The following is a 26,610-nucleotide window of genomic DNA, read 5'->3' on the forward strand; positions in this document are numbered from 1 at the left end:
ATCCTCATTATCCACAATGGGTGTGGATAAATTTGTCCACATTCGCGCGAGGATGGGGTTTCCGTTTTTCAGCACTTCTTTCTCCCGCAGACTTTCTGCGCCTCATATCCAAACGTTAATCCGCGTAGGAAAGTCCCTCAAACACTTCGCCGGCTTCGACACCAAGCGCCTTGATCCGTGAAAAAGACTCCACCTCAAACCAGCCCTGCTCGCCTGCCGCATTTTCAACGAGGCACCACACTTGATCGTCGGAGGCCAAAATAACCGCTTTTTCGCCTTTGCGGAGAACAGGGCCTGCTTCGTCTCCGTTTTTCTCCTTGACCAGAGGGAGGTCCTGCAGCAGGGTGACTGGCGTGTTCATGTCATACAGCTCCGCCGGCACTTCGACCAGCTGGCTTTCCTGCTCGAGGCGGAACGTTTTTTTGTAAAACCAGGTTTGCAGCAGATTCCCCCGGTAATGCGAGGTGGTCAGCGTTCCGTCCCCGTGATACGTAATGTCCTCCGGTTCTCCGCTGACTTCCCCGACGGAATAAAACTCTTTTGCCGCGTCGAAGAAAATGTAATGCACAACCGGGTCCGAGCTGGGACCGTCTTCGTAAACCGCAATCGCTTTAAGCGGAGAAGCCTTGTCGATGTCCACAATGTCGTAAGTGCCCGTTAAATTTGAACCGGTGCCATGGTAGCTTTCTTCGCCGACACGAAGCCAGAATTCATCGGCGCCTTTTTCGCCTTCAAACTGCAGCTCATCGGGCTGGCCGTCCCCGTTCAGGTCCGGCGCACCTCCCGGCAAGGCGGTTGCCGCCTCCGAAGGGGCCGCAGACGGTGCGGGGGTAACTGGTGCTGCCGTTGATGAAGCGGTCTGTTCGCCTGTCGGCAAAACACCGGCTCCCGTCTCCTTTGCTCCGCCCGAATCGCAGCCCGCCAGCAAAACGGAAAGCATAAAAGCCGTCAAAAGTGCGGAATAAGTAAGCCCGCGTGTGTGTCTTTTTCTTCCGTAGCCGTATGTGCTCATGTGGATAATCCCTCCGTGAAATTCAGTTTCTTCCTTTCCTTAACATAACGAACGGGAAGAGGAAAAAGTTTCAGGCGGAGCCGCGCCATTCCGCAGGCCGTCTCGATTTCGACATAGCGGGACAAGGCGGTTTGTCACTTTTACCCGGTTAGCGGAAGAAGAACCTGCGCGGCGAAAAAAGACGGGCTTCCGTGACAGAGGCATGGAAAGCGTTCATGGAAAGAAGCATGGAAAGCGACCATGGAAAAAGGCATGATATGCGTCCAGCGAATGAGGCGTGTCATGCGTCCATGAAAAGAGGCGTGACATGCGTCCAGCGAATGAGGCATTTCCATAGCATGTAGTATGGAGGGAAGAGCGTTTATGCTCATTTTGTGGAATGGCGATTCGCACTCCGCACATACGGAGGAAGAATGGGCGCTTGATGGTGTGCGATAAACGTTGGACAGGCGGCGGAGTGCGGAAGAGAAGGATGAATGTTCAAAGAAATACCAGGGGAATGCACGAATGTCACGCGGACAAGGTTAGTCCTGCTCGGTGTGCGCGTTCTGGAGGATGAGGGAATGAACGTGCAGATGAGGCGGGAAATCGGGAAATTTGGGCCGGCGGAACATGGCATAGGGTTCGGAATATTCAGAAAAGGCGGGCTCGATGATCCTCAAGTTCAGAGAAGAGCGAGCCCGGTGATCCTCGAGTTCGGAGACAGCCCGCCTGGTGATCCTACGAGTCCAGAGAAGGCGGGCTCGATGATCCTCGAGTTCGGGGACAGCCCGTCTGGTGATCCTGCGAGTTCAGAGAACGCGGGCTCGATGATCCTCGAGTTCGGGGACAGCCCGCCTGGTGATCCTGCGAGTTCAGAGAACGCAGGCTCGATGATCCTCGAGTTCGGGGACAGTCCGCGTGGCGATCCTGCGAGTTCAGAGAACGCCGGCTCGATGATCCTCGAGTTCGGGGACAGCCCGTCTGGTGATCCTGCGAGTCCAGAGAAGGCGGGCCCGATGATCCTCTAGAGAAGGCGGGCTACTCTAACGGTTGCCACAGAGGCTATTTGGTCAAAAACGCGGCTTTTGGAATNGCGAGTCCAGAGAAGGCGGGCCCGATGATCCTCTAGAGAAGGCGGGCTACTCTAACGGTTGCCACAGAGGCTATTTGGTCAAAAACGCGGCTTTTGGAATTCTAACGGTTGCGAGCGGGCTTATTTACGCGAAAACCGAGGATTTTTTGAGAAAAAGAGCCAAATAAGCTCTGTGGCAACCGTTAGAATTTGAAACGGAACATTTTGAGCCAAATAAGCCCTGTGGCAACCGTTAGAATTTAGAACGCAGCATGCCGCCATCGTTTCCCTGCACAAAAATGCGAAAAAACCGTCCCATTCGTTAAAATGGATGGCCATCAACGAAGGAACGGTTCTTGCTGAAAAAGTAACGGAGGATGCTGTTCCGGGAGGTGCCCGCTGAGGACAGCGGAAGCCTCAACTTTCCTCATCAGTCTCGATGGGACAGAGGCGGGGGACCGGCAGAATCGCTGCATCGGACGTATGAATGTCACGTGCCCGTTAAGGTACGGACCATTCCTCCAACGAAAGCAGGGGCTCCGCTTTCAGCTCCAGCGGCGCGTACTGCCCGTGCTGCCACTTGAGGTAAGCGGCCGCGCCGATCATGGCCGCGTTGTCGGTGCACAGATCGAGCGGCGGCGCCAGCAGCGGGATACCGGCCTCGCGGCAGCGGGCGGTCAACCGCTCGCGCAGGCCGCGGTTGGCGGCAACGCCGCCCGCGAGCAAAAGCTGCTTTGCGCCGTAAGCGCGAACCGCGCGCAGCGCTTTTTCGGTCAGCACTTCCGTGACCGATTCCTGGAAGCCCCGCGCGACGCGGGCCGGGTCAAGCGTCTCGCCCTTCATGCGGGCCTGATTCAGCACCGCGAGCACCGCCGATTTCAGCCCGCTGAAGCTGAAATCATAGGAGTCCGGCTCCAGCCAGGAGCGCGGCATCGGGATGCCTTCATCCGCCTCCCGGGCCAGCCGGTCGACATGCGGGCCGCCGGGATAGGGCATCCCGAGCGCCCGCGCCACCTTGTCGTACGCTTCGCCGACCGCGTCGTCCCGAGTCCGCCCGATGATCCGGAAACGGCCGGGCGCATCCATCACGACCAGCTCCGTGTGGCCGCCGGACACCACAAGCGTCACCAGCGGATACTCCAGCTCATGCACAAGCGCGTTCGCATAGATGTGGCCCGCAATGTGATGGACGGCAATCAGCGGGATGCCCAGGGAAAGCGCCAGCGACTTCGCCGCGACAAGTCCCACGAGCAGGGAGCCGACGAGCCCCGGCCCCTGCGTCACGGCGACCGCCGACAGCTCCTGCGGCCGAATGCCCGCCTCGTCCATGGCGTGTCCGATGATCCGCGTGATCGATTCGACGTGCTTGCGCGAAGCGATCTCCGGCACGACCCCTCCGAACTGCTTGTGGGTTTCGATCTGACTCGATACCACGTTGGACCGGGTGACCTTGCCGTCCTCCACAATGGAGGCCGACGTTTCGTCGCAGCTCGTTTCAACGGCGAGAATATAGCAGGGGCGGTCGGTCCGCCCCTTCTCCTCGAGCATTTTGGCACTCTCCTTCACTTGCGCATATACGGTTCGAGATCCGCCCACATGATCAGGGCGTCTTCGTTATTATCCGTGTAATAGCCTTTGCGGAGCCCCGCGTCGCGGAACCCCATTTTACGGTACAGGTTTTGGGCGATGTGATTGGTCACCCGCACCTCCAGTGTGATTTTGGCGGCACCCATAAAGCTGGCGGTTTTGAGCAGCTCGCTCACCAGGCGTTCGCCCAGCTTGCGCCCGCGGTAAATTTTTCGGACGGCGATGTTGGTGATGTGGGCTTCGTCCATGATGAGCCACATGCCGGCGTAGCCCGCGATCTCCAGCCCCGACTCCATGACCATGTAGTGGGCAAAATGGTTGTTCATCAGCTCGTTGTAAAATGCGCCCGCCGACCAGGGCGTGGTGAACGCTTCCTTTTCGATGGCGCAGACGCGGTCGATGTCGTCCAGCTTCATGCGCCGAAACGTCAGCGGCAGCTCATCGCGCCAAACCCGCTCCTCCATCAGCGCGCCTCCCCTCTCCGCTTGGCGAGCAGCTTGACTTCCGCTTCCGCAAGCTGGGTATAGTTCGGAACCAGATCATGCGGATCGGAAATTCGTCCGGTTCGCATCGCCCTTCCGGCCAAGAGTCCGACCGAATAGGCGTGGATCTCCAGGGGAAGAACCGCCGTCGCGCCCGGCGGTCGGCCCGCCGTAAACGCGTTCAGCTCCTCCGCAAACGGCTCCGTTTCTCCGACGAACAAAATACGGCCCGGCGGCTCCGCAGCAGCGGCAGCCTGGCTGGACAGCTCTTCCAGCCAAGGCTCCAGAAGCCGGATGCCGTCCTCCCGCACGCGACGGAAGGAGAGCCGGTCGTCGGCATAAAGCAGGCTTTCCTCGGCAGCACCGTTGGTGTCGCCGATGGCGCCCACAAGCGTATCCGCCGCGTCCCCCGTTTGCCCGAGGTCTCCCGCGGAATCGGGCCCGTCAGCGGACGCCGCGAACAGAGCCGTGTACACCTGGCCCCGACGCGCGTTCATCAGCGGCACCAGCCAGTCCCTGCCGCCAGACGTTTGTGCCGGCGCCGCTGCCTCGCCATCCGCCGCGCGCTCCGCGTCAGGCGCCTGCGCTGCCACTCGGCCATCCGCCGCTCGCCCCGCGTCAGGCGCCAGCCCCGCTGCCTCGCTCTCCGCCGCTCGCCCCGCGTCGGACGCCAGCCCCGCTGCCTCGCCATCCGCCGCGCGCTCCGCGTCGGACGCCAGCCCCGCTGCCTCGCTCTCCGCCGGCCGCATCGCGCCGAGCGCCAGCCCCGCTGCCTCGCTCTCCGCCGGCCACACCGCGCCGGACGCCAGCCCCGCTGCCTCGCTCTCCGCCGGCCGCATCGCTCCGAGCGCCAGCGCCGCCAGGCTGGATACGCCCGCGACGGGCAGGCCGAGCGCCCAGGCCATCGTCTTGGCGGCCGTAACGCCGATGCGCACGCCGGTGTACGAGCCCGGGCCGATTCCGACGGCAAGGCCCGCCAGCCTGTCCGGCGTCACGCCGAGCGACTGCATGAGCTCCTGCGCCATGGGCAGCAGGTAAATGGAATGGTTGCGCTCGGCGTGGCGCTCGGATGCGCCGAGCAGCCGGTCGCCGGCCATGAGCGCCGCCGTCATCGAAACCGTGGACGTGTCGAACGCCAGCAAAAGCCCTTCCGCTTGAACCGTTTCCAGGCCGTGATTCGCTTGTTCCGTTTCCGTTTTCATTTCAAAACTCCATTCCGTATCGCGGACTCGCACCAGGCCGCATAGCGTTCGCCTTTCGGCTCAAGCACGAAAAGGCGTTCCTCCGGGCCTTCATACCCGATATGGACGTTCAGGCGCTCGGGGGGAAGAAGCTCCTCGATCAGGCTCGCCCACTCCACCACCGTCAGCCCGTCGCCATAAAAATAATCGTCCAGTCCGAGCTCAGCCGCCTCGTCGGCGGTCAGCCGGTACACATCCATATGATAGAAGGGCAACTCGGCGCCTTCATACTCTTTAATAATGGTAAACGTCGGGCTGTTCACCACATCCGTTACGCCGATCGAGGCGGCAAGCGCCTGGGAAAAGGCGGTTTTCCCCGCCCCGAGATCGCCCTCCAGAGCGATAACCATCCCCGGCTCCGCCTCCCCGGCGAGCGCACGGGCGAGGCGCGCGGTGTCCGCAAGCCCCTTCGACCGGTATTCGTAGCGCGGCGTTCCGCTCATTCCTTCCGCTCCTCTTTCGGCTATCGTCAGTACCCATTATTATAGCCTTCGCATCCCGGCCTATCAAGGAAACAATTCATCCGGCGCCTCATAGTCCCGCCGCGGCGTGGGGATACTGAAACGGGAAAGCGCGACCCGAAAGGAGGGCATTCATGCATACCATGTGGAAAGGGGCGATCAGCTTCGGACTGGTGCACGTGCCGGTCCGGATGTTCGCCGCCACCGAGGACAAGGACATCTCCATGCGCTACATCCACAAGGCCTGCTCCACCCCGCTGAATTACGTTCGTACGTGCCCCACCTGCAAAAAGGAAGTCGCCTGGGAGGAAATTACCCGGGGCTACGAATACGAGCCCGGCCGGTTCGTTCTCTTCGAGAAGGACGAGCTGGAGGCGCTGGCCGGTGAAGCAAGCCGGGAAATCAAAATTTTGGATTTCGTCGACCTGGCGGAAATCGATCCGATCTACTTTCAGAAAACTTATTATCTGGGCCCCGGGGACACAGGCTCGAACGCCTACCGCCTGCTGCTGGAATCCATCAAGCAAACAGGGAAAATCGGCATCGCCTCCGTCAGCCTCCGTTCCAAAAGCAGCCTGGCCGCCATCCGCGTGATCGACCGCTGTCTGGCGATGGAGACGATCTTTTTCCCCGACGAAATCCGCCAGGTCGCCCAGGTGCCGAATCTGCCGGAGGCAGGCGCCGTCAACGAAAAGGAGCTGGCGATGGCCAAAGCGCTGATCGAGCAGCTGTCCACTCCGTTCGAGCCCCAAAAATACAAAGACGAATACCGGACCGCCCTTATGGAAGCCATCGACAAGAAAATCGCCGGCGAAGAAATCCGTGCGGCGCCGGAGCCGGAGCGGGCGAATGTCATTGATTTGATGGCGGCGCTCCAGGCCAGTCTGGATGCGACCCGGCCCGCCGCAATTCCGGCGGACAAAAGCGACAAGAAGGCCGCAGGCGCGAAAGGCGCGGCGCGCGGAAAACGGAAGAAAACAGGAGCCTGAGCCGTTCAGGCTCCTTTTGTTTGGGCCGGTACATATTTTCCCTGGGGCCGGAGACACTAACGGCGATTTCCCGCCGTGCCAGTTCCTCCCGCCGGCGCCAAACGGAACCAAAGCAGGTGATCCCATTGATTCGCAGACGCGGCAAAACAAAGGAAGAAAAAAAGCAAAACGGGCATGAGGCGATCGGACCGGTTCACTTTTCCAATGTCACCGAACTGAAGGACGTCGGCATTCAAGAAAAGCTGGAGCCCAACATGAGCTACCTGAAAGAGCTGTTTCAGGACTGCTCCGATGTCGTCCTGCGCCCTTTTGAAGCCGATCCCGGCGTGAAGGCGCTCGCGGTTATGGTGGACGGCCTCGTCAAATCCGATCAGATTCAGCGGCAGCTGGAAATGCTGATGCTGTACTGGAAAGGCGAAAAGCCGGACGTCGAATCGCTCAAGGAAAAGGTGCTCCCGGTCACGCAGATCAAGCTGGTCGACAATTATGCGGATTTGCTGGACGGCGTGATGAGCGGGGACACCGCCATTCTGCTGGAGGGCAACACAAAAGCCATTCTCATGGAGATTCGCGGGTTTAACATGCGTTCGGTCAGCAAGCCTTCGACCGAGGAAATTGTGCGCGGCCCGCAGGAAGGCTTCATCGAAGGCATCCGGGTCAACACATCGCTGGTGCGCCGGAAAATCAAATCGCCGAACCTGAAGATGAAGCCGATGGTCCTCGGCCGGCACAGCCGCACCAATCTGGTGATCAGCTATATGGAAGGCATTGCAGACCCCGCCATTGTCAAGGAAGTGGAAAAACGGCTGAAGATGATTGACGTCGATCTGATTCTCGAAACCGGCCAAATCGAGGAATATATTCAGGACAGCGCCTTTTCTCCTTTTCCGCAGACGCAAATATCGGAGCGTCCCGATGCCGTCGCCGCCGCCCTGATGAACGGGCGGGTCGCCGTTTTCGTAGACGGCACGCCGATGGTGATCATTGTGCCTACGGTGTTCCTGAACTTTTTGCTGTCCGTCGAAGACCATTATGAACGGTTTCAATTCGCCACCTTTCTGCGCTGGCTGCGCTATACCTTCCTGATTTTGTCCCTGTTCGTGCCCGCCTCCTATGTCGCGGCCGTAACGTTTCACCAGGAAATGATTCCGACCAGCCTGCTGCTCAGCATCGCAGCGTCTCGCGAAAGAATTCCGTTTCCGGCGGTGGTCGAGGTGCTTCTGATGGAAATTATTTTTGAAGCGCTGCGGGAAGCCGGGATCCGGCTGCCCAAGCAGATCGGCTCGGCGCTCAGCATCCTGGGGGCTTTGATCATCGGGCAGGCCGCCGTGCAGGCCGGTATCGTGTCGGCTCCCGTGGTCATCGTCGTTTCCATCACGGGGATCGCTTCTTTTACCATCCCGCAGTACAACGGCGCGGTGGCGCTCCGGCTGCTCCGGTTCCCGTTGATCATTCTCGCCTCCATGTTCGGCTTCTATGGCGTAGTGATCGGCACGGTGCTGATCTTGGGGCATATGGCGCAGCTTCGGTCGTTTGGCGTGTCCTATCTGGCGCCGGCCGCTCCCTACTCGGGCATCGATGCGAAATCCGCCCTGATCCGGCTGCCCAACTGGGCTTCCACCACCCGCCCCGGCTTCTTTCACCCCCAGGACATGGTGCGCCGCGGCGTCCAAACCGAGAAGTGGATTTTAAAGCAAAAGGGCATGAAGGAAGTTCCCGAAGAAGTCGCGGAGGACGGAAAACAAGCCGATTCAGAGAACGGCGGTTCCGCTAAGAAAAGCGGACAACCGCAATCCGGAAGGGAGGAACCCGGCGGTGCGAAACCGGAACAAGACAAACGCTGAAGCCCCGAAAGGAAAAACGGCGCAGCGATCGGCGGCGCGCCTGTGGCCGCTTGTGCTTGCCGTTCCGCTGCTCAGCGGCTGCTGGGACCGTACCGAGCTGAACGACATGGCGTTTGCGCTGGCTTCCTCCGTTGACATTGCTCCAAACGGAACGGTGGAGCTTGGCTGCATCTATCCGATTCCATCAAAAATGGGGGGACCCGAAGGAGGCGGAGGAGGCGGACAAGGCAAGCCCTTCGACCTTTTGGATGAAACGGGCAAGACGCTCCGGGACGCCATGCAAAGCGTCCAGCTTCGTCTTGCCAGACGAAGCACCACCGCCCACCGCCGTGTCGTGGTGATCGGGGAGGACATGGCAAAACGGGGCATTCGGGAAGTATTTGACGTATTCGCCCGGCTGCCGGAAAACCGGTTGAACGGGCTGATCATGGTTTCGCAGGGAAAAGGCAAGGAGCTGCTGGTGGGCGAATCGCCCATCGACATCTACAGCTGGGAATCGCTGCGGGAAATTGTGCGCGGACGGGGCCGAGCGCTCAATAACATGAAAAATGTCGCCCAGGCCTTCGGCACCCCCCATGTCGATCCGGTCATTGTTTATATGGGGCTGGATGAAAACATGGACGAGGGCGTTGGGGAAACCACGCAGCAAATCAAGCTGCTCGGGTACGCCCAGTTCAAGGACGACAAAATGGTCGGGATTTTTAAAGATAAAGCCATGATTGGCCTTCACTGGCTGTCCGGCGAATTCGTTCCCCACGAAGTCGAGGTTTCCGTCATCCCGGGCCAATACATAACAGTGAGCCTTATTGAAGGGAAAAGCGTCCTGAAGCCTCGGATTCTCCCCGGAAACAAAATCGGATTTGATCTTGACGTGCAGACTGTAGGCGCCGTGTTGGAGAATTACGGGATCCTTGAGTTGAACGATCCGCGAAACATCAACAAAATCTGCGCCGAAGTGGAGAAGCAGATCCGTCTTTCGGTAGAAGCGGCCTTTGCTCAAATGCAGGAAAAACAGACGGATTCGGTCGGCATGTCCAACCGCTTTTTCCGGAAATACCCGGGACAGTGGAGGGACTACTTCGCAAAAGACTGGCGCAAAGCGTTTGCCGGCATCGACTTGAACATTCATGTTCAGAGCAGAATTACTCATACCGGGCTGACGAACAACAACGTCGCCAAGGAGGTCGGCAATCAATGATAAGCGGGCTGTTTAACATTACGCTGATCTGCCTAATTGCCGGCGTATTTCTTTACGACCTGGCATTCCTGCGCAAGCGCCGGGTCGACAAAACCGACAAAGCGGTGCTGCTTGTCCTTGACGGCTTGGTTGTGATTATTCTTGGCTTGCGGGCTCTCGGGGTCGAGGTGGAGATGCCGACCCGGTATCTGATTGACCAGGTCGCGATTCCCCTCTATGTTTTCGCAAAGGAGTGGCTGTACATATGACCCGGATTGTCATAAGCCAACGGCAATTTGCCTTTCTGACCGCGGCGCTGCTGACGGTCACGTCCCTTGTCAATCTGCCCGCCTTTTTGGCAAGGGTGGCGGCCGGGGACAGCGCGTTTTCCTTGATCGTCCCCGTTTTTTACGGGTTCTGCCTGGTGGCCTTTTTCGCTGCTCTGGCCAAGCACTATCCAGGCAAAAACCTGTTTGAAATTCACCGGATTATTTTTGGCCCGGTGCTGGGCGGCTGCATTAACCTGGTTGCGCTTTTGACCATCTGGTTCGTTTTCGTCCGGGACATCCAGCTGATCGTTTTGTTCATCAAGGTTTCCCTTTTGCCCCATACGCCGCTGGAGATTATTCTGCTTCTCTTCTTTGGTGTAGTGGCCTACCTGGCGGGAAATTCCGTGGAACCGTCCGTTCGCATCATTGAGCTGGTCTATCCTCTGCTTTTGTTGTCCCAGCTGATTCTGCCGCTCGCCTTGACGAACCAGTTCTCCGTCTACCGCTTCGATCCGTTTTTCGTGGAATCTCCCCTGCGGCTTGCCGCGGCGGGGTTAACGGGCTCCTCCTGGTACGGAAACATCGTCATTCTTGGCGCTTTCATGAACAGCCTCAACAACCCGAACCAGCTGCGCGCGGCGGGACGCTTCGCCGTCCTGATCGCTACCTTTATCAGCACCGTGCTGGTCGAGCTGTGCATGATAGTGAACGGGGCTACCGTTACCGCCAAGCAGGTGTACCCCATATACTCGCTGACGCTGCAAATTTTCCTGACGGATTTTCTGGACCGGGTGGAGCTTCCTTTCTTCTGGGTCTATTTTCCGATCGCCGTGGCGGCGACTGCGGTGATTTACATCTCCATTGCCATGGGAATCGCCAGCTACACGAAATCCGGGGACCAGTCCGTTGTCCGGCGAAGCTGCGGCCTGCTGCTTCTGATTACTGCGATCTTTGCCTTTCGCGGCTCAGCGGATGTGCACCTGTTCTCCAATTTCGGCCTTCCGGTGTTTTATTTGATTGTCCAGCCGGTCGCCGTCCTTTCGATCACGTTCCGGGTTATGTATTTGGTCCGCAAAAATGCCAAACGCAAGCATCCGTATCCGATGCCGGCGGCGGTCAGCGGCTTGAAGGAGATCGAGCGGCACAAAAATGCGGAGGGCAAAGGTCAGAAGGCGGAACCAACGCCGCCGCGTTCAGGCGGGCCCAGCGACGTTTCGGGGCCCTATCCAGCTGCGGACAATGGTGCGGGCGCTCCTGAGCCGTCCAAACAGAAAGACGGCCGGCAATCCCCCGGCTCCCGTTCCAAAGGAATGTTCGCCGGCTGGTCCGGCCATCAGTGGCGGAAGCTGACCAACTGGCTTCTCGTTGCAGCCGTCGGCTTTATCGCCCTCGGTTACGCGCTGGGGCTGTATTATCAAACTGCGGCAACTTACGTGGCCTGGGGCTACTGGCTTTGTCTCGTCCTTTCCCTGGCCAGCGCCTTCATGGAATTTCGAAAGGCGAAAAACAGCGAAACGCCCGCTCCGGCGGGCCGTTAGCCCTGGAAGAACAGCAAAAAGGCCGCCGAATCCCGGCGGCCTTTCGGTTTGGCGGAGCAATCAGGCGTGAACCGGAACCGGGGCAAGCGGCTTTGTCCGTTCCCGCACCGCCTCCAGCCCGGCGGTATTCAAGAAGTTCCACGGCTTGTTGTAATGCGGCTGGAAGAAGAAATCGGCAAACGCCAGCTCTTCCATGGTCATGCCTGCCTGAATGCAGACCGACAAGGTATTGATCGATTGCGTGAGCTCGGCCCTGGACATGAGCTGGGCGCCGAGAATTTTACCGTCCCCTTCCCCGTAAACCACTTTGAGGGTAACCGATTCGTGCGTGGGCATAAATTCGGGCCGGTAATTTTCCACAATTGTGACACTCTTCACATTAATGCCCATGGCTTGAGCCGATTGTTCCGTCAAACCGGTAGCGGCAATGTTGTCCTCGTAAATTTTGATGCCCGACGTACCCTGCGTCCCCCGGTAGCGGACGTTTTCGCCCGTCAGGTTTTTGGCGACCAGCGTACCCATCCGCACCGCGTTGGTGGCGAGCGGAATATAGGCCGGCTGCTTGGTCGGATTGTAAAGGACCGCGCAGTTGTCGCCGGCGGCGAAAACATCGGGCACGCTCGTCCGCATGTATTCGTCCACCACGATCGCGCCGTTGTCCAGCATCTTGACCTTTCCCTTGAGCAGGTCCGTTTGCGGCCGGAACCCGATGCAGAGCACCACCATTTCGGTTTCATATTCGCCTTTCGAGGTGACCACCTTCGTTACGCCCGCATCGTTCCCTTCAAAGCGGGTGACGGTTTGGCCCAGGGCCAGCCGGATGCCGCGCGCCGAAAGCTCTTTTTCCACGGCGTCCGTCATCACCGGGTCCAGGTATTTGCTCAGCACCCGGTCGGCGGCGTCGATCAGCGTCACCTGCTTGCCGTTCTGCTCGAACGCTTCCACCAGCTCAATGCCGATGTAACCCGCTCCGACAACGGTAATTTTGTCGACACCTTTGGCCTGCTCGATAATTTCGTTGGAGTGATTCCAGTTTTTGCAGAGCATAATACGGGGGAGGTCAATTCCCTCGAAACGGGGCACAATCGGCCACGAGCCCGTCGTCATCACCAGTTTGTCGTACGTGTCTGTGCTTTCCCGTCCTGTTGCAAGATCGCGCACCTTCAAGGTTTTGCCCTCGGTATCGACATGCAGCACCTCATGCCGCATCTTCATCGTCACGCCCAGCTCCCGGAGCTTGTCGGGCGAGGAATAAAACAGCCCCTGCGGGTCTTTTACCACGCCGCCTACATAAAGGGCGATGCCGCAGGACAAAAAGGAAACGTTGTCGTTTCGTTCGTAAGCCGTGATTTCCGCTTCGGGGTACAAAGCCGCCATGTTGACGATGCCCGCCGTTCCGGCGTGGGTGCATCCAATAACCGCGATTTTCATATTGGGATTCCTCCTTGAAGGTAGGGTTTCTCTTTTCCTCTCGTGAAATTCATCACTTATAATTGTGATATTTGTCACAAGTTCTGTTTTCATTATACCCCGCGATTCAGAATAGTTCAACAATTATTTGAGAATAATTATCACTTTAAAAGAAGGAGGCTGTTCATGAATCCCATCGTTCCTTTCGAACCGATGTCCGCCGATGCTCCGCCCGATGGGGAGCTCTGGACCGCCCAGGTGAAGTGGGACGGCGTGCGGGTGCTCGCTTACGCCGATGGGGCCGGGGTACGCTTGTTTAACCGCAGCCTGAACGAACGGACCGCGCATTATCCCGAGCTTTCGGAGAATTCGTCGTATTGCGCCGCGAAGCGTTTTGTCCTGGACGGCGAAGTCGTTTCCCTGCTGAACGGGCTTCCTTCTTTTCATGCCGTCATGAAGCGCGACGGTCTTCGCCGCCTGGACCGCGTCGCCTCCGTCCGCCAAACGGTGCCGGTGCACTACATGGTGTTCGATCTGCTCTACGAAGACGGCGTTTGGCTGACGGACCGTCCGCTTGCGGAGCGGCAGGAGCGGCTCCAGGCGATCCTTCGCCCGGACGAAACCGTGCAGCCGGTGCAAAGCTTCCCCGATGCGGCGGGGCTTTACGCCGCCGTGGGAGCCAAAGGGATGGAGGGCGTCGTCTGCAAGCGGACCGATTCCCTTTACAGTATCGGCGGAAAAGACAAGCGCTGGCTGAAGATCAAGCATTACCGCGATCTGATTGCGGCCGTCGGCGGGGTGACGCTGCGGGGCCAGACGGTCAACGCCCTTCTGCTCGGGCTTTACGACGGAGAAGGCCGCCTCCATTACATCGGCCACGCGGGAACCGGCAAGCTGTCGGCCAAGGATTGGGCGGCTTTTACGGCTGCCGCCCTGCCGCTGGCCGTGCGGGAGCGGCCCTTTGCCGCAGCTCCTTCGCGGCTGGCCGGCGCCGTCTGGCTGAAGCCGGTGTTCGCCGTCAAGGTCCGGTTTCTGGAATGGACCGTCCACGGAACGCTGCGGCAGCCGAGCATCCAGTCGTTTGTCCCGGACCGGCTGGCGGAATGCACCTTTGAACAAGGCGGAGGGATTCGGTCATGAAAACGGCGGAAAAAGGAAGCGTTCGCGTCGAAGGCGTGGAAATCGCCGTGACGAACCCCGATAAGGTGCTGTGGCCGGAGCCCGGCATTACCAAGCTGGAATTCCTCCAGCACCTCGTGGCGCTTGCTCCCTACCTGCTGCATTACTGCCGGGACCGGTACCTGACCACGATTCGCTTTCCGAACGGCGTGGAAGGCAAGTCGTTTTACCAGAAAAACGCCCCCGAGCCGCTCCCCCCGTTCGTCCGTACGGCCGAGCTGCAGGGCATCCGCTACGTGGTGGCCGATACCCTGCCCACCCTGCTTTGGCTCGGCAATCTGGCCTGCCTGGAATTCCACCCGTCGCTTCATCGGGTCGGCGATGAACTTCCGGCCGAGTGGATCCTTGACATTGACCCCACGCTGGACGAGGAGCCGCGCATCATGCCCGCCGTCTCGCTGATCGGCGAGGCGCTCGACAAGATGAACATCCGCGCGGTGCCCAAAACCTCCGGGGCGACCGGGGTGCAGCTCTACGTGCCGATCCGGCGCGGCTACACCTTTGCCCAGCTTCGCGTCATCGGCGAATTTCTCGGCAAGTACCTGGTCCAGAAGCATCCGCGTCTGTTCACCATCGAGCGGCTCAAAAAAAACCGCGGCGATCTGATCTACGTCGATTACCTCCAGCATTGGTACGGCAAGACGCTTTCCTCTCCGTATACCCCGCGGGCCCGGCGTGCGGCCTCCGTGTCGGCGCCTCTTCACTGGCACGAGGTTGAGGCGGGGGCCGATCCCCGGGAATTCAACCTGCGCACCATGACGGAACGGCTGCGGACGCACGGCGATCTGATCGCCCAGGTCCCGCCGCAGTCTCTCGATCACGTGCTCTCGATTCTCGGCTGAGCGCAAACAGCCCCTCTTTCCGGAAGGAAAGAAGGGGCTGTCTGCGAAAGCGCGCCGGGTCCGGCTCAGGCCGCCACGTCCCGCTTGGTGAAGACAAACCAGGAGAGTGCGACAAACGCCGCGAAGTGCACGGCGAGAACAGCGATGGAAAAGCCCATCGTCATGCCTTCATAAGGCGGCGTGCCGTCGATGTAGACGGACAGCGACGTATTGTTGAACAAGTAAAACTTCATCCACTCGTATTTTTGCAGCAGCAGAGCCGGCACGCCCCCCGCCAGGTAAAAGATCAGAGAAAGCGCAATGGCGAGCGAGCTGCTGCGGAAGACGGCGGAGATCATAAACGCCAGCGTCACGATCATCAGCAGGCTGATGCATTCCAGGCCGTAAACGGACAAGGTATGCAGCAGCATGCTCCGTTCATGGACCGCTCCGTCACCCCCTATGTACAAGTAAGGCAGATCCGAGCCGGCAAAGCGGAACAGGATGCCGTGGGACAAATACGACAGCACAAAGGTCAATATCAGCATCACAAGGCTGAACAGGAACGTGGCGACGAACTTGGACAGCAAAATTTTGCTTCGGGAGGCGGGCCGGATCAGCAGCAGCTTGATCGTACCTGTGGAAAATTCGTTCGCGACCATATCCGCCGCAATGATGACGGTAAATACCCCCACAAGGAGAATCAAAAAGCTGGCCCAGTTCTGCATCCCGGACCATACGCCGCCTTCATTGGGCGGAATGTCGTGCGCAAGGCGATATTCGGCGATTTTGATCTCGTTTTCGTAAGTCTTCCGCAGCTCGCCGCTTGTCCCCTCCATCACCTCCCGGATGGAGCCGATGCTTTGCTCGACGTTAGGCCGCCAGTTCTCGTCCGGACCCCCGGAATCATAGATGGCATAGCTGGCGAAGGAGAACAGAATGGTGACCACAGCCAAAATAATCAGCAGCACGGCGGTCCTCAAGCGGCTGAAGATCTTCATGTTCTCGTTGCGGATCAGATTAAACAATTTGCTCGCCTCCCGTCATCTCCAGGAATTCATCCTCGAGCGTGCGCATTACCGGGCGAATGCCGTACACCCGGTGGCCGGCTCCGACCAGAAAAGCGTTGATATCGGCCGCCCGCTCGCGGTCCGCTTCGACCTCCAGGCCATCCGCCGTCACCGCCGCCGTCCAGCTGCCGGCCGCGAGCGCCGCTGCGGCCTCCTGCGGACTCGCCACCTCGAACAGGTAGCGCTGGGACACGGAGTCCGCTTTTTTTCCCTTGATCTGGCGAACGTCAACCAGCTTGCCGTTCTGGATGATGCCGACCCGGTCGCACATCAGCTCCATTTCCGTCAGCAGGTGACTCGAAACCACGATGGAAATGTTCTCCTCGTGCGCCAGCATGCGCAGGTAGTCGCGCAGCTCGCGGATGCCGGCCGGATCGAGGCCGTTCGTGGGCTCGTCCAGAATCAGCAGCGTCGGCTTGTGCAGCAGCGCCTGGGCCACTCCGAGCCGCTGGCGCATCCCGAGGGAATACGTCTTGACCTTGTCCCGGATCCGGTTTTCGAGCCCGACGAGCCGGATGACCTCATGGATCCGTTCCTCCGTGACACCGGGGACCATCCGGGCGTAATGAAGCAAATTTTTGCGGCCGCTCATATACTTGTACATTTCGGGGTTTTCCACAATCGCTCCGACGTGGCGGATCGCCTGCTCAAATTCCCGCGTGATGCTTTTCCCCTCGATCAGCACATCGCCGGCCGTCGGCTTCATCAGCCCGACCATCATCCGGATCGTCGTGGTTTTCCCCGCCCCGTTAGGGCCGAGAAAGCCGAAGACTTCCCCCCGGGGAACCTCGAAGCTGAGGTTGTCGATGATCAATTTGGACCCGATTTTCTTTGACAGGCCGGTCAATTGAACCGTCGGCTTATCCATATCGCACTCCTCCTTGTTCTCTCTTCTCTCGTTTTCCTTCCAGCTGTCCCTTTTTGTTCCTCTGCTAGATACGGAATGTGCGCCGCAAAGGTTTCCGCCTTTTTCACATCTGGAAGGGATCTTCCCTGTTCGCGCTTTTCAAGGTTTGGTAAAATGGAACCATCCCACGGTTCACCATTCGCGAGGAGGCGAATCCCATTTCCGAACATGAAAAAACGGCCATCGCTCTGGAACAAGCCATGGCCCGCGCTTACAAAAAATTCACGGCATTGTGGACAAAAACGCTGGAGGGCCGCATCTCGCGGCATCAGCTGCTGGTCCTCTCGATTCTCGAACGCGAGGGTCCGCAAAAAATATCTTCCCTGGCCGACGCCCTGCATTTGACCCCGGGCGCCATCACGGGGATATCGGACCGGCTGGTCGAAGCCGGCTTCGCGGAACGGGTGCGCGACGAGAAGGACCGCCGCATTGTATACCTGGCGATCACTCCGTCCGGCCGGGAAACGTCGGTTTCCCTGCGCCGCCAGCGCAATGAACTGTTGGCGCGTCTGTACAACGGCGTCAGTCCGGAAGAAATGCGGCAGCTCACGGAGCTGTTCGAAAAAATCGCCGAGAACATTGAGACGGTCGGCGGGAGCCGTTTGCCCGTCTCCGGCCCGCTCCTTCAGGAGGAACCCGCCGTTTCGGTTGATGCCAATACCGGCGCCAGTCTGGAATGAAGCCCCCGCTCCAGATAAGGATCGGTACCGAGGAACCGTTTCATTTCCAAATAACCGACCGCAAGCCTGCCCAGATGAGCCGCATCGGGTTTCCCCTGACGCACCGCTCGGATCAGCAGGTTTTTTGGCGTATGCTCCATGTCGATGAATTCGAGAATTTGGGTCCGGTACCCGCACAGCTCCAGCAAGCGGGCGCGGATGGAATCCGTCGCCAGCGCCGCAAAGCGTTCCTTGATGATGCCGTGCTCCAGCATCGGCGCCAGCGTCCCGCCCGTTTCGAGCTGGCCGAACAGCTCGTGCTGGCAGCAGGGGACGGACAATATCACCCGGGCGTCCCATTCCACGGCCTGAACCAGAGCGGCGTCGGTCGCCGTGTCGCAGGCGTGCAGCGTGACGACCATATCCGCCTGCTTCGCCTCCTTGTACTCGGCGATGTCGCCCCGGCGGAACGCAAGCCCCTCGCAGCCGAGCCGGACGACCAGCTCCGAGCAGTGGCGAATGACGTCCTCCTTCAAATCCAGGCCCGTGATGTCCACCCGGCGCTTTTTCTCCGCGACAAGGTAATGATAGAGGGCGAACGTCAAATAGGATTTGCCGCAGCCGAAATCCACGATCCGGATCGTCCGGTCGTCCGGCAGCTCTGGCAGCACGTCGTCAATCAGCTCCAGGAAGCGGTTGATCTGCCGGAACTTGTCGTACCGGGCGGCGACCACCTTCCCTTCCTTGGTCATGACGCCGAGCTCCACCAGGAACGGTACCGGCTTTCCTTCGGCGAGCAAACGCCGTTTGGTTCGGTTATGCGCCGCGGGCGCAGCCGTTTGCTTCGTGGCCGGCTTCCGGAGAATCGACGTTTTCCCCTTCTTGCTGACGAGCACTTGATAATCGCCGTCCTCCGCTTGAAAAAGCCCCTGCTTGAACTGCTCCGCCAGCCGGTCCAGCAGCACCTTCTCCGCTTCGTCCGGCGCATGGTTCTCATGCAATTCTTTCGGTCCTGCCGTATACGTAAACTGGTACTGCCGTTCCCCTTTTAAAAGCACGGGCTTGACCCGCAGCTTGCTGGGCGAATCGGCCGTTTTCACACGCGGGTTGCTGAGCACGGCCTGCGCCAGCGTCCCATCGGCCAGCAGCCGGCCGATCAATTCCTGTACGTCCTTCATGCGTATCGCTCTCCTGCTGATTTAGTCGCGTTTGCGGCGCAGCCGGCGGGCGGCCCGCGCGGACAGGCCGTGCCGTTCGCGCCGCGGAGGCAGCGGTGCCGGCGCGCCGACCGTTTCCTTGCCCGCCTCCGCCTTCGGCCGCAAGCCTGCTTCGCCCTTCGCCGCAGTCCCGCCCCCGGAAGCCGCAAAGCTTGTCCGCCGGACGCCCGCAAGGGGTTCCGCTTTTTCTTTTATATGCTCCCGCAGCAGGTTCTCCAGAAAATCCACCCGGATCGCCAGCATGCGAATGGTCTCCTTCAATTCCTCCGTTCGGCAGGAACACGACGCACTCGTGCCGCCCGCCGGAGCCGCCGGCAAGCCTTCCTTCCAAAAGCGGCCGGCGCCGTCTTCCGCCTCCGGCTGCCCGGCGCTCTCTTCCGCCTCTGGCCGCCCCGCGCTGCCTTCCGCCTCCGGCCGCCCGGCGCTCTCTTCCGGGGGCTGCGGCGTTTCCAGGAGGGCGGACAATTCCTCGGGTGACAGCAGGTTGTGTTTTTCCGTCATGGGCACCACCGTCCTTCCGGTTCTTTATTCCATTGTACCCGATCCGCGGGCGAAATACTTGTTTTCCGGGTGCTCCTTGACTCTCGTCCTCCGGTGATTATACTTTTTGATAAAGAGAAAAAAGTTTAACCCAGGGAAACATTTTGTCATAGACTTAACGGAAGGAGGCGAATGCACCAAATGGCAGATGGAATCTGGCTTGGTTTTGCCGTCACGCTGTTTGCCGGGCTCTCCACTGGCATCGGCAGCATCCTGGCGTTTTTTACGAAGCGCACGAACACCCGCTATCTCTCGCTCGCGCTCGGTTTTTCCGCCGGGGTCATGATTTATGTTTCCATGATCGAAATCTTTGTGAAAGCGAAGGACTCCCTGGTAGGCGAACTGGGCGAACGCACCGGCTCATGGGTCACGGTGCTTTCCTTCTTCGGCGGCATGGCGCTCATCGCCCTCATCGACAAGTTCATCCCGCACAGCGAAAACCCTCATGAGGTCCGCAAGGTGGAAGACATGCCGGAGGCCGGCGTAGCCGAAATCCGCCATGCCGGACTGACCGCCGCCCAAAGCAAACGGCTTTTGAAAACCGGCACTTTCGTAGCCCTGAGTATCGCGATCCACAACTTCCCGGAAGGGCTGGCCACCTTTGTCGCCACCTTGAACGAGCCCGGCCTCGGCATCGCCATCGCGACGGCCATCGCCCTCCACAACATCCCGGAGGGAATCGCCGTGTCCATTCCCGTCTACTACGCCACCGGCTCGCGCAAAAAGGCTTTCGTGCTCTCTTTTCTGTCCGGGCTTGCGGAGCCTGTCGGCGCGGTGATCGGCTACCTGATCCTGATGCCGTTTATGAGCGACACGCTGTTTGGCGTTCTGTTTGCCGGTGTGGCGGGCATCATGGTGTTCATCTCGCTGGACGAACTGCTGCCGGCGGCCCGGGAATACGGAGAGCACCATCTGTCCATATACGGCGTGGTTGCCGGCATGGCCCTGATGGCGCTCAGTTTGCTCTTGTTTATTTAACTCGCCGCTTGCGCGGCGTCAACGCGGCGTCAATCCGTAACGCTCAATACGCCCGAGGTGGATTCCAGCTTGATCAAGGGGCCGCCCTCGCCGTCTTCTCCCTTCAGGCTGCGCTCGGACCTCGACGCAGCCTTGAAGTCCGGGGTATCGGCTTCAATGTCTCCGCTGACGGTGTTGGCCTCGAGGCGGTACGAAGTGCCCTCCGGAACGGTGATGTCGATGTCGCCGGAGATGGAGGTGGCCTTCACCCCGCCGTTTAGCTGCTCCAGCCCGATCTCCATCGCACCGGAGGTCGTTTCGACCGCCAGCTCGCCCGCCGTTCCGGAGAAGTCGAAATCGCCCGAAATGGAGGAAAAGCCGGTTTTGGTTTTTTCCGCTCCGATGACGTCTACTTCGCCGGAGGTGGTGGAGATGGTCAGCGTCCCTTCCATCATGCCGCTCAGCTCCTGGTCGCCCGAAATGGTTCCGACTGTCGCGTCTCCGATGCTGTCGGTCACTTCCACCTTGCCGGAGGTGGTGCTCGACTGCAGCACGCCCGAAAAATGGGTGACGTGCACATCGCCCGAGGTTGAGACCGTCTCCAGCAGTGCTGCGTTCAGCTCGTTAATGGTCTGCACCCCGGACGCGGTTTTCACATGCACCTTCTCGTAGGCTTGATCCGGCAGGTCAATGTCCAGCCGGAGGGAGCTGCCACCAAAAACCGTCCCCTTTTGCACCACCTTGGCTGTCAGTTTGTTCCCGCTCAATTCGGTAACCAGCCGGTTGGTTCCGTTTCCCCATCCGCTCGTCTTGCCCCGGAGGGTCACTTTGATGTCGCTGCCTTCGGTGCGGCTGATAAAAATGTCCGCCGAGGTGGAGGATACGTCCAGTTCGCCCACCTCCGCCGCGGAAAAGGTCTGGACTTCCACGTCGTCATCCCCGGAGACGGCCATTTCCGAAGCCTCCGCGTATCCGGTTTCCTGGTCATTGCCTCCAAACCCAAACACCTCCGAGTAAAGCCCGATTCCGAATGCGCTCAAAATCACGCATCCCCCCAGCAAAACAATCAGCAACGCTTTCCGTTTCATTCTATCGCTCCTCTTACCTTAGTTTCAGGGTTTGCCTTTCCTGTCAGCCGATCCGGTTTATGTACGTTCGAAGCCGTTCGCGATATCGTTTTTCCGCTTTTCTATCATAACGAATAATCCGGTGCCCGGGTACGGAAGGAAGTCCAGCGGGCCACCCGGACTTAGGTCGGGGAACGGTTCGCAATTGAAAGGATGGGATCAGACCATCAAAAGTGGTACTATATAGAAAACAAGCCGCTTGCATCTGCCCCAGAGCATGGGCTACCGAAGGGAGTGTGAGTTGCGTTGAAAATGAGCCGTTTCCTCCCCTTGATCCTGACGCTGTTTCAGATCCTCTACTGGGTGAGGGATGCTGCAGAAGCAGCTTGGGGAATATCCGCTTGGGTGACCCTGGTTCTGACGGGCGCCGCTGTTTCCCTCCTGTTTGGCGCAGGCAAATGGCTGGCAGCGCGTTCCGCTCGCGTGAAGCGGTTTGCCGAACGGGACACCCCCATACTGGTTACGGGGCTGACTTGGCTTGCTCCGATTCTTCTTATTGTTACGTTAACTCCGGAGGCCGGCCGCGCGACGGTGCTGTGGAGCCTTCTGCTCAGCGTGCTGCTGCTGCTCCTTCCGGCGGTGAATTGGCCTTTGGGAAATGCGGAGCGGGAACAAAAATAAACGGCGACGTCGGTTGGTTAGCTGGCTGGGAAGAAGGGGAATGATGCTGTGAAGGTGAAGGTTGGCGGCATTGTCGGTTATTTTCTGGGGCTGGTCATCGTCCGCATAGTAGAATCCGTCATCGATGCCTATCACTTATCCGATTGGTTCGTTCTCATCGGGTTTCTTGTTTTTATGGCCTTGTTGTTTGCCATTGACAAAATGCTTCCGAAAGACGGGCGCATCAAGCGCCTCATGGACCGGGACATCCCCCGATGGGCGATTCTGGGCAGCCTCCTTGCCCTCATTGCCGCAGGGATTGCGACTTCTTCCATGAGCGAAGGGTCGATGGTGCTGTGGTATGTCTTCTTCGGCTTTCTCCTGCTCGTGATCGCCGCCGTCAACCGAATCGCCAAAAGCGCGGACCGGGGCGATCGTCGGTGACCGCCGGTTGACGTAGGCGCGGGCCGAAGTGCCGGGAAGCAATCATCTCCGAGATCCGGACGGAGTGAGACGCGGTGGCCGATATAGCCGAAAATGCAGCGCCAAATGGTAGGCGCATACCAATACTGCAGATAATTCGGCGCGAATTAGGGCCAGAAACCGGTACGGCCAAAAACGCGGAGCTGGCATGACATGTGCAAGCGCTATTGCGAAGCAAGACGCCTACAGAAATCCATTTTGGCCAAAAAAACCAGACGGAATGACGTGCGCCATTGCTAACGCGGAGCAGGAAGTATACAGAAAACCCACTATGGTCAAAAAACAGGCGAAATGACACACCGTAACCCGCTATCGCCGGAAATGCCGAGCGAGGCTCCGAACGCTTTTCGCCGATTTGCGCCCCATTCCTCGCTGCGGCCTAGGCGGTCAAAAGGGGCGGAGTTCTAACGGTTGTGACAGAGCTTATTTCGCCCAAAACACCCCATTTTCAAATGTAACGGTTGCCAGCGAGCTTATTGGGGCGCTTTGCAAAGAAATCTCCCCATTTTTACGCAAATAGCCTCTCTGGCAACCGTTAGAATTTCCAAAGCCGCTTTTTTGCTCAAATAAGCTCCATGGCAACCGTTAAAAACTTACGCCACCCAAGCAGACCCATTCCATTAGCAATTCCACGTTCAGCGTCCCTCGGCCTCCTCGCTTCCCTCTTCTGACGGATGCCGTTTTACTTAAAGCTTCCTGCTGCACCGCCTCTATCTGCGCCCCCTACACACGGGCCCTTGACGGTCCCAATTATCTCCCCTGCTCCGTTGGACTCCGTTCCCCCGCCATGCACCGATTCTCTCCGACAAACTTTGCATCTCCCGCCCATCCGGCTCTATGGTGCCCTTTTCCGAATCCGACGTCCGGTTTCCGGTCAATGTTCCGCATAGACAACCGTTCATTATTTTTCATACTGCCTGCCGTTTACCGTACCGCCACCATTTTTCCATACCGCCAGCCGTTTTATTATACCGCCAGCCCTTTTATCATGCCGCCTGCCGTTCCCCATGTGCCTTGGCCCAATCGCCCGGCCCCCATTGTCAGCCGATTACTCTCCCGGTTCCTTATCGAAAATGATCAACCAGGTAGCATGAGGCCGCAGAATTTTTCCACCCATCCGATCGAATCCCAACAAAACGTACACGCCTATACTTTTTCAATTCTTTTATAAGAGTCTCTCCCTATCATCCGGCTTCTTTTCTTCTGCCTTTTCTTGTCGCAACGAGCTTTCACATGGAAACTTCGGGCAGTAGGAGAGGAGCAGGCCGCGTCCGCCTTTCATTCAACCGCCATACAATCCGTTACTATCTGCTTTTTACTATCCGCCCTACTATCTACCTTACTCCCCCCCGTCCTAGCATCCCGGGCTCCCGGTTTCTTTTTGACTCTTGACATTTCGGTCGATTGATATATAACAATTAATGTAACATATGTTAATGTAAGTTATTTAATCTATTCATTACAAATTCTATTGACGCAAACTGGAAAAATATTCTATAATTTGACTACCTTACGGAGAAGTTTTTGTCAGAAAGTCTATCATGCCTTTGGAAGCCTCGTTTCGGAAGAATCGAATTGTCTTTTCAGCCTTGAGAGGGGGGATGCCTATCGACTCTAGCAAGTAGATTGGTCCGCCGCTTTGATCCCACCACTGCCTTTACCCTCAGCAAACCGCCTTTGCCAATGCCGCGCTTGTGTTGACCCGACGTTTTTCACAAAAAAGCCTTGCAAAAGGCAAAAAAAAATGAAATGGAGTGAAATTAATGAACCGAGCCTGGACTTCTCTTTTGGTTGCCAGCACTTTTCTCTTAACGTCGGTCGCGTCGGCAGAAGCAACGGAACCCTCCACGGCAGCCGCAAAGGTGCCGAGTTTTCTTGATGAAGGGTGGACGGCCCCCTCGGGCTTGTCCGATGAAGAAAAGGTGTACAAGTACCTGGAGAAGCAAAAAAGCTCCCTTCAGCTTGGCGCGGACTTGAAGCAGAACCTCAAAATCCAGGCGAAGCAGCTCGACACGCTGTCGGGAACGCAGCATTTCAAGCTGCAGCAGTATGTACAGAACATTCCGGTATACGGCGCGGTGCAGACGGTGCACCTGGACAAGACCGGGGGCGTGTCGTCCTTCCTGGGAAAAGTTTTTCCCGAGGCAGTGAACAGCGCAAACGGGCTGGAGCCGAAGCTCTCCGCCGCTGGCGCCATTGCCCTCGCAAATGCCGATACCGAAAAGGAAACCGGAGCGCTGGGCGCCGCAGAGAAAGCTCCCCAAGCCGACCTTTATCTTTACCGGCTGGAGGACAAAACCCTGCTTGTTTACTTGACGGAAGTCAACACGCTGGAGCCCGTTCCCGTGCGCACCCGCTATTTTATTGACGCCGTAAGCGGTGACGTGGTGCGGAAATACAGCCTGCTGGAATCCCTGACCGGAACCGGGAAAGGCGTTTTGGGCGACACGAAAACGTTCACGACCACGCTATCCGGGTCCACGTATCAGTTGAAGGACACGACCCGGGGCAAAGGCATTCAAACCTTCACGGCCAAAAACCGCACGTCCTTGCCCGGAACGCTTCTGACCAGCACGAACAACAACAACTGGACCGATGCGGCCGGAGTGGACGCGCATGCCTACGCCGCTACCGTATACGATTTTTACAAAAACAAGTTCGGGCGCAACAGTCTGGACGGAAACGGGCTGCTGATCAAATCGACGGTTCACTATTCCCAAAGCTATAACAATGCTTTTTGGAATGGCGTTCAAATCGTCTATGGGGACGGGGACGGCAGCACCTTTATCCCTCTGTCCGGCGATCTGGATGTTATCGGGCATGAATTGACTCATGGCGTAACCGAATATACCGCTGGGCTGGAATACTACGGGGAACCCGGCGCCTTGAACGAATCCATTTCGGACATTATCGGAAATTCAATCGAGGGGAAAAACTGGCTGGTCGGCGACGCCATCTATACGCCCGGCACCTCCGGCGACGCCCTTCGCTCCCTGTCCAACCCGACGCTGTACGGACAGCCGGACTATTACCCCAATCGTTACACCGGCTCCTCCGACAACGGCGGCGTGCACACCAACAGCGGCATTAATAACAAAGCCTTTTATTTGCTGGCCCAAGGCGGAACCTTCCATAATGTAACCGTCAACGGAATCGGCCGGGACAAAGCCGTCGCGATTTACTACCACGCGCTGGTGTACTACCTGTCCGTATATTCCGATTTCAGCGACATGCGGGCCGCCGCCATCCAATCCGCCAAGGATCTGTATGGCGCCACCTCCGCCGAAGCAACCTCCGTTGCCAATGCTTACACTGCGGTAGGGGTGAATTAAGGAAAGACAGCGGCAAGCTGTCTTCCCAAGGACCTGAACCGTCGGCTTCAAAAAGGGGCGGCCTGTGCCGCAGATGTGGCTTTAAAGGAGCGTCCTGTCCGGCGAATGTGGCTTTAAAAGAGCGGCCTGTCCGGCGAGTCTACGGCTCCTTTGCCGGCGCAGCTTTATAGCTCCTCAAACGCAACCCCCTGGTCCTTGGCGACCAGGGGGTTGTTTTCCTGCGCTCAGTTAGTGCGCAGGAGGAACTGTTATGTAGGCGGCAGGTTAAAGACGCTCCTTTGGAGTTGGCACGGGCAGTGGTAACAGGCGTCCCCGCCGCCCTAAAAAATCTAACGGTTGTGGCAGGGCTTATTTCGCCCAAAATGGCCTTTTTTAAAATGTAACGGTTGCCAGCGAGCTTTTTCGGGCTTTTTCTCAAGAAAAACCCACTTTTTGAGAAAATAGCCTCGCTGACAACCGTTAGAATTTCAGAAGCCGCCTTTTTGCCAAAATAAGCTCTATGGCAACCGTTAAAAATCGACGGCGTCGGTTTTCCGGTTTAACGGGCAGCACAGGTACCCCATGGGTAGCACATAACGCCATGATTACCACATAACACCGCCACCGCCTGCTGCCGAGATAACACCTGCCGGCATTCAAAGCCGCTTCATCGTA

24 protein-coding genes are annotated in these 26,610 nt (G+C 58.4%); 13 read left to right on the plus strand and 11 right to left on the minus strand.

Translation table 11 applies throughout. The features are described from left to right. Nucleotides 1-115 precede the first annotated feature (115 nt). Nucleotides 116-1,012, minus strand: coding sequence for an SH3 domain-containing protein (locus AC6I6H_RS10325; protein ID WP_497953679.1), 897 nt, complete (start codon nt 1,010-1,012; stop codon nt 116-118). A 476-nt stretch (nt 1,013-1,488) separates the two neighbouring features. On the opposite strand from AC6I6H_RS10325, the gene AC6I6H_RS10330 reads away from it, so the two are divergent. Then, nucleotides 1,489-2,022: a hypothetical protein gene (locus AC6I6H_RS10330; RefSeq protein WP_497953680.1), complete on the plus strand. Its 534-nt coding sequence runs from the start codon at nt 1,489-1,491 to the stop codon at nt 2,020-2,022. Nucleotides 2,023-2,567: 545 nt separating this feature from the next. On the opposite strand, the gene tsaD is transcribed toward AC6I6H_RS10330, so the two are convergent. From tsaD to tsaE, 4 genes are read right to left on the minus strand one after another with little or no spacing between them, the layout of a single operon-like run. Then, nucleotides 2,568-3,614 carry a tRNA (adenosine(37)-N6)-threonylcarbamoyltransferase complex transferase subunit TsaD gene (tsaD, locus tag AC6I6H_RS10335; RefSeq protein ID WP_497953681.1) on the minus strand — a complete coding sequence of 349 codons (1,047 nt, stop codon included), beginning with the start codon at nt 3,612-3,614 and terminating at the stop codon, nt 2,568-2,570. A gap of 14 nt (nt 3,615-3,628) precedes the next feature. Further along, nucleotides 3,629-4,117 carry a ribosomal protein S18-alanine N-acetyltransferase gene (gene rimI, locus AC6I6H_RS10340; protein WP_497953682.1) on the minus strand — a complete coding sequence of 163 codons (489 nt, stop codon included), beginning with the start codon at nt 4,115-4,117 and terminating at the stop codon, nt 3,629-3,631. Beyond that, nucleotides 4,117-5,337 (minus strand): tRNA (adenosine(37)-N6)-threonylcarbamoyltransferase complex dimerization subunit type 1 TsaB, encoded by a 1,221-nt coding sequence (gene tsaB, locus AC6I6H_RS10345; protein WP_497953683.1) that lies wholly within the window; start codon nt 5,335-5,337, stop codon nt 4,117-4,119. Before tsaB ends, rimI begins: the two co-directional genes overlap by 1 nt. Continuing rightward, the gene (gene tsaE, locus AC6I6H_RS10350; protein ID WP_497953684.1) at nt 5,334-5,819 is read right to left on the minus strand and encodes a tRNA (adenosine(37)-N6)-threonylcarbamoyltransferase complex ATPase subunit type 1 TsaE; all 486 of its coding nucleotides are present in this window, start codon (nt 5,817-5,819) and stop codon (nt 5,334-5,336) included. Before tsaE ends, tsaB begins: the two co-directional genes overlap by 4 nt. A 152-nt stretch (nt 5,820-5,971) precedes the next feature. Between tsaE and ku the strand changes: the two genes are divergently transcribed. The 5 genes from ku (at nt 5,972) to AC6I6H_RS10375 (ending at nt 11,654) form a co-directional block, all read left to right on the plus strand. Further along, entirely contained in the window at nt 5,972-6,826 is an 855-nt protein-coding gene (gene ku, locus AC6I6H_RS10355; protein WP_497953685.1) for a non-homologous end joining protein Ku, read from the plus strand. A gap of 116 nt (nt 6,827-6,942) precedes the next feature. Then, nucleotides 6,943-8,670 carry a spore germination protein gene (locus AC6I6H_RS10360; RefSeq protein ID WP_497953686.1) on the plus strand — a complete coding sequence of 576 codons (1,728 nt, stop codon included), beginning with the start codon at nt 6,943-6,945 and terminating at the stop codon, nt 8,668-8,670. Further along, nucleotides 8,642-9,868 (plus strand): Ger(x)C family spore germination protein, encoded by a 1,227-nt coding sequence (locus AC6I6H_RS10365; protein WP_497953687.1) that lies wholly within the window; start codon nt 8,642-8,644, stop codon nt 9,866-9,868. The genes AC6I6H_RS10360 and AC6I6H_RS10365 overlap by 29 nt, the downstream gene beginning before the upstream one ends. After that, complete coding sequence (locus AC6I6H_RS10370; protein ID WP_497953688.1) at nt 9,865-10,116, plus strand: hypothetical protein; 252 nt, start codon at nt 9,865-9,867, stop codon at nt 10,114-10,116. Before AC6I6H_RS10365 ends, AC6I6H_RS10370 begins: the two co-directional genes overlap by 4 nt. Then, nucleotides 10,113-11,654 (plus strand): GerAB/ArcD/ProY family transporter, encoded by a 1,542-nt coding sequence (locus tag AC6I6H_RS10375; protein ID WP_497953689.1) that lies wholly within the window; start codon nt 10,113-10,115, stop codon nt 11,652-11,654. Before AC6I6H_RS10370 ends, AC6I6H_RS10375 begins: the two co-directional genes overlap by 4 nt. A gap of 60 nt (nt 11,655-11,714) precedes the next feature. Here the strand turns inward: AC6I6H_RS10375 and AC6I6H_RS10380 are convergent, their stop codons facing one another. Beyond that, a complete protein-coding gene (locus AC6I6H_RS10380) occupies nt 11,715-13,085 on the minus strand; it encodes an FAD-dependent oxidoreductase (protein ID WP_497953690.1) in 1,371 nt (456 codons plus the stop codon). Between the two features lie 165 nt (nt 13,086-13,250). Between AC6I6H_RS10380 and AC6I6H_RS10385 the strand changes: the two genes are divergently transcribed. Continuing rightward, a complete protein-coding gene (locus tag AC6I6H_RS10385; protein ID WP_497953691.1) occupies nt 13,251-14,204 on the plus strand; it encodes an ATP-dependent DNA ligase in 954 nt (317 codons plus the stop codon). Next, nucleotides 14,201-15,085 carry a non-homologous end-joining DNA ligase gene (gene ligD / locus AC6I6H_RS10390; RefSeq protein WP_497953692.1) on the plus strand — a complete coding sequence of 295 codons (885 nt, stop codon included), beginning with the start codon at nt 14,201-14,203 and terminating at the stop codon, nt 15,083-15,085. Before AC6I6H_RS10385 ends, ligD begins: the two co-directional genes overlap by 4 nt. A gap of 65 nt (nt 15,086-15,150) precedes the next feature. Here the strand turns inward: ligD and AC6I6H_RS10395 are convergent, their stop codons facing one another. Both AC6I6H_RS10395 and AC6I6H_RS10400 read right to left on the minus strand, forming a co-directional pair. After that, nucleotides 15,151-16,092 (minus strand): ABC transporter permease, encoded by a 942-nt coding sequence (locus AC6I6H_RS10395; protein ID WP_497953693.1) that lies wholly within the window; start codon nt 16,090-16,092, stop codon nt 15,151-15,153. Further along, the gene (locus AC6I6H_RS10400) at nt 16,085-17,002 is read right to left on the minus strand and encodes an ABC transporter ATP-binding protein (RefSeq protein WP_497953694.1); all 918 of its coding nucleotides are present in this window, start codon (nt 17,000-17,002) and stop codon (nt 16,085-16,087) included. Before AC6I6H_RS10400 ends, AC6I6H_RS10395 begins: the two co-directional genes overlap by 8 nt. A gap of 239 nt (nt 17,003-17,241) precedes the next feature. On the opposite strand from AC6I6H_RS10400, the gene AC6I6H_RS10405 reads away from it, so the two are divergent. Further along, nucleotides 17,242-17,721 carry a MarR family winged helix-turn-helix transcriptional regulator gene (locus AC6I6H_RS10405; RefSeq protein ID WP_497953695.1) on the plus strand — a complete coding sequence of 160 codons (480 nt, stop codon included), beginning with the start codon at nt 17,242-17,244 and terminating at the stop codon, nt 17,719-17,721. Here the strand turns inward: AC6I6H_RS10405 and AC6I6H_RS10410 are convergent. Both AC6I6H_RS10410 and AC6I6H_RS10415 read right to left on the minus strand, forming a co-directional pair. Continuing rightward, nucleotides 17,667-18,878: a class I SAM-dependent methyltransferase gene (locus AC6I6H_RS10410; RefSeq protein ID WP_497953696.1), complete on the minus strand. Its 1,212-nt coding sequence runs from the start codon at nt 18,876-18,878 to the stop codon at nt 17,667-17,669. The two genes, AC6I6H_RS10405 and AC6I6H_RS10410, sit on opposite strands and share 55 nt — an antisense overlap. A gap of 21 nt (nt 18,879-18,899) precedes the next feature. After that, the gene (locus tag AC6I6H_RS10415) at nt 18,900-19,418 is read right to left on the minus strand and encodes a hypothetical protein (RefSeq protein WP_497953697.1); all 519 of its coding nucleotides are present in this window, start codon (nt 19,416-19,418) and stop codon (nt 18,900-18,902) included. Nucleotides 19,419-19,598: 180 nt separating this feature from the next. Between AC6I6H_RS10415 and zupT the strand changes: the two genes are divergently transcribed. After that, entirely contained in the window at nt 19,599-20,435 is an 837-nt protein-coding gene (zupT, locus tag AC6I6H_RS10420; RefSeq protein WP_497953698.1) for a zinc transporter ZupT, read from the plus strand. A gap of 29 nt (nt 20,436-20,464) precedes the next feature. On the opposite strand, the gene AC6I6H_RS10425 is transcribed toward zupT, so the two are convergent. Next, nucleotides 20,465-21,502, minus strand: a complete 1,038-nt coding sequence (locus AC6I6H_RS10425) for a DUF4097 family beta strand repeat-containing protein (RefSeq protein ID WP_497953699.1) — start codon at nt 21,500-21,502, stop codon at nt 20,465-20,467. Nucleotides 21,503-21,787: 285 nt separating this feature from the next. Here AC6I6H_RS10425 and AC6I6H_RS10430 point away from each other — a divergent pair, with 285 nt between their 5' ends. From AC6I6H_RS10430 to AC6I6H_RS10440, 3 genes are all read left to right on the plus strand, one after another. Further along, nucleotides 21,788-22,162, plus strand: a complete 375-nt coding sequence (locus tag AC6I6H_RS10430) for a hypothetical protein (RefSeq protein ID WP_497953700.1) — start codon at nt 21,788-21,790, stop codon at nt 22,160-22,162. A gap of 48 nt (nt 22,163-22,210) precedes the next feature. After that, a complete protein-coding gene (locus AC6I6H_RS10435) occupies nt 22,211-22,585 on the plus strand; it encodes a hypothetical protein (RefSeq protein WP_497953701.1) in 375 nt (124 codons plus the stop codon). 1,802 nt (nt 22,586-24,387) lie between these two features. Beyond that, nucleotides 24,388-25,956 carry a M4 family metallopeptidase gene (locus AC6I6H_RS10440; protein ID WP_497953702.1) on the plus strand — a complete coding sequence of 523 codons (1,569 nt, stop codon included), beginning with the start codon at nt 24,388-24,390 and terminating at the stop codon, nt 25,954-25,956. The last annotated feature ends 654 nt before the right edge of the window (nt 25,957-26,610 follow it).

This window comes from Gorillibacterium sp. sgz306347, assembly GCF_059735245.1.

Excerpts from the sequence above, each read along its gene's own strand:
- AC6I6H_RS10325 (WP_497953679.1), bottom strand. The coding sequence starts at position 1,012 with ATGAGCACATACGGCTACGGAAGAAAAAGACACACACGCGGGCTTACT.
- AC6I6H_RS10330 (WP_497953680.1), top strand. The coding sequence starts at position 1,489 with ATGTTCAAAGAAATACCAGGGGAATGCACGAATGTCACGCGGACAAGG.
- tsaD (WP_497953681.1), bottom strand. The coding sequence starts at position 3,614 with ATGCTCGAGGAGAAGGGGCGGACCGACCGCCCCTGCTATATTCTCGCC.
- rimI (WP_497953682.1), bottom strand. The coding sequence starts at position 4,117 with ATGGAGGAGCGGGTTTGGCGCGATGAGCTGCCGCTGACGTTTCGGCGC.
- tsaB (WP_497953683.1), bottom strand. The coding sequence starts at position 5,337 with ATGAAAACGGAAACGGAACAAGCGAATCACGGCCTGGAAACGGTTCAA.
- tsaE (WP_497953684.1), bottom strand. The coding sequence starts at position 5,819 with ATGAGCGGAACGCCGCGCTACGAATACCGGTCGAAGGGGCTTGCGGAC.
- ku (WP_497953685.1), top strand. The coding sequence starts at position 5,972 with ATGCATACCATGTGGAAAGGGGCGATCAGCTTCGGACTGGTGCACGTG.
- AC6I6H_RS10370 (WP_497953688.1), top strand. The coding sequence starts at position 9,865 with ATGATAAGCGGGCTGTTTAACATTACGCTGATCTGCCTAATTGCCGGC.
- AC6I6H_RS10375 (WP_497953689.1), top strand. The coding sequence starts at position 10,113 with ATGACCCGGATTGTCATAAGCCAACGGCAATTTGCCTTTCTGACCGCG.
- AC6I6H_RS10380 (WP_497953690.1), bottom strand. The coding sequence starts at position 13,085 with ATGAAAATCGCGGTTATTGGATGCACCCACGCCGGAACGGCGGGCATC.
- AC6I6H_RS10385 (WP_497953691.1), top strand. The coding sequence starts at position 13,251 with ATGAATCCCATCGTTCCTTTCGAACCGATGTCCGCCGATGCTCCGCCC.
- ligD (WP_497953692.1), top strand. The coding sequence starts at position 14,201 with ATGAAAACGGCGGAAAAAGGAAGCGTTCGCGTCGAAGGCGTGGAAATC.
- AC6I6H_RS10400 (WP_497953694.1), bottom strand. The coding sequence starts at position 17,002 with ATGGATAAGCCGACGGTTCAATTGACCGGCCTGTCAAAGAAAATCGGG.
- AC6I6H_RS10405 (WP_497953695.1), top strand. The coding sequence starts at position 17,242 with ATGGCCCGCGCTTACAAAAAATTCACGGCATTGTGGACAAAAACGCTG.
- AC6I6H_RS10410 (WP_497953696.1), bottom strand. The coding sequence starts at position 18,878 with ATGAAGGACGTACAGGAATTGATCGGCCGGCTGCTGGCCGATGGGACG.
- AC6I6H_RS10415 (WP_497953697.1), bottom strand. The coding sequence starts at position 19,418 with ATGACGGAAAAACACAACCTGCTGTCACCCGAGGAATTGTCCGCCCTC.
- zupT (WP_497953698.1), top strand. The coding sequence starts at position 19,599 with ATGGCAGATGGAATCTGGCTTGGTTTTGCCGTCACGCTGTTTGCCGGG.
- AC6I6H_RS10425 (WP_497953699.1), bottom strand. The coding sequence starts at position 21,502 with ATGAAACGGAAAGCGTTGCTGATTGTTTTGCTGGGGGGATGCGTGATT.
- AC6I6H_RS10440 (WP_497953702.1), top strand. The coding sequence starts at position 24,388 with ATGAACCGAGCCTGGACTTCTCTTTTGGTTGCCAGCACTTTTCTCTTA.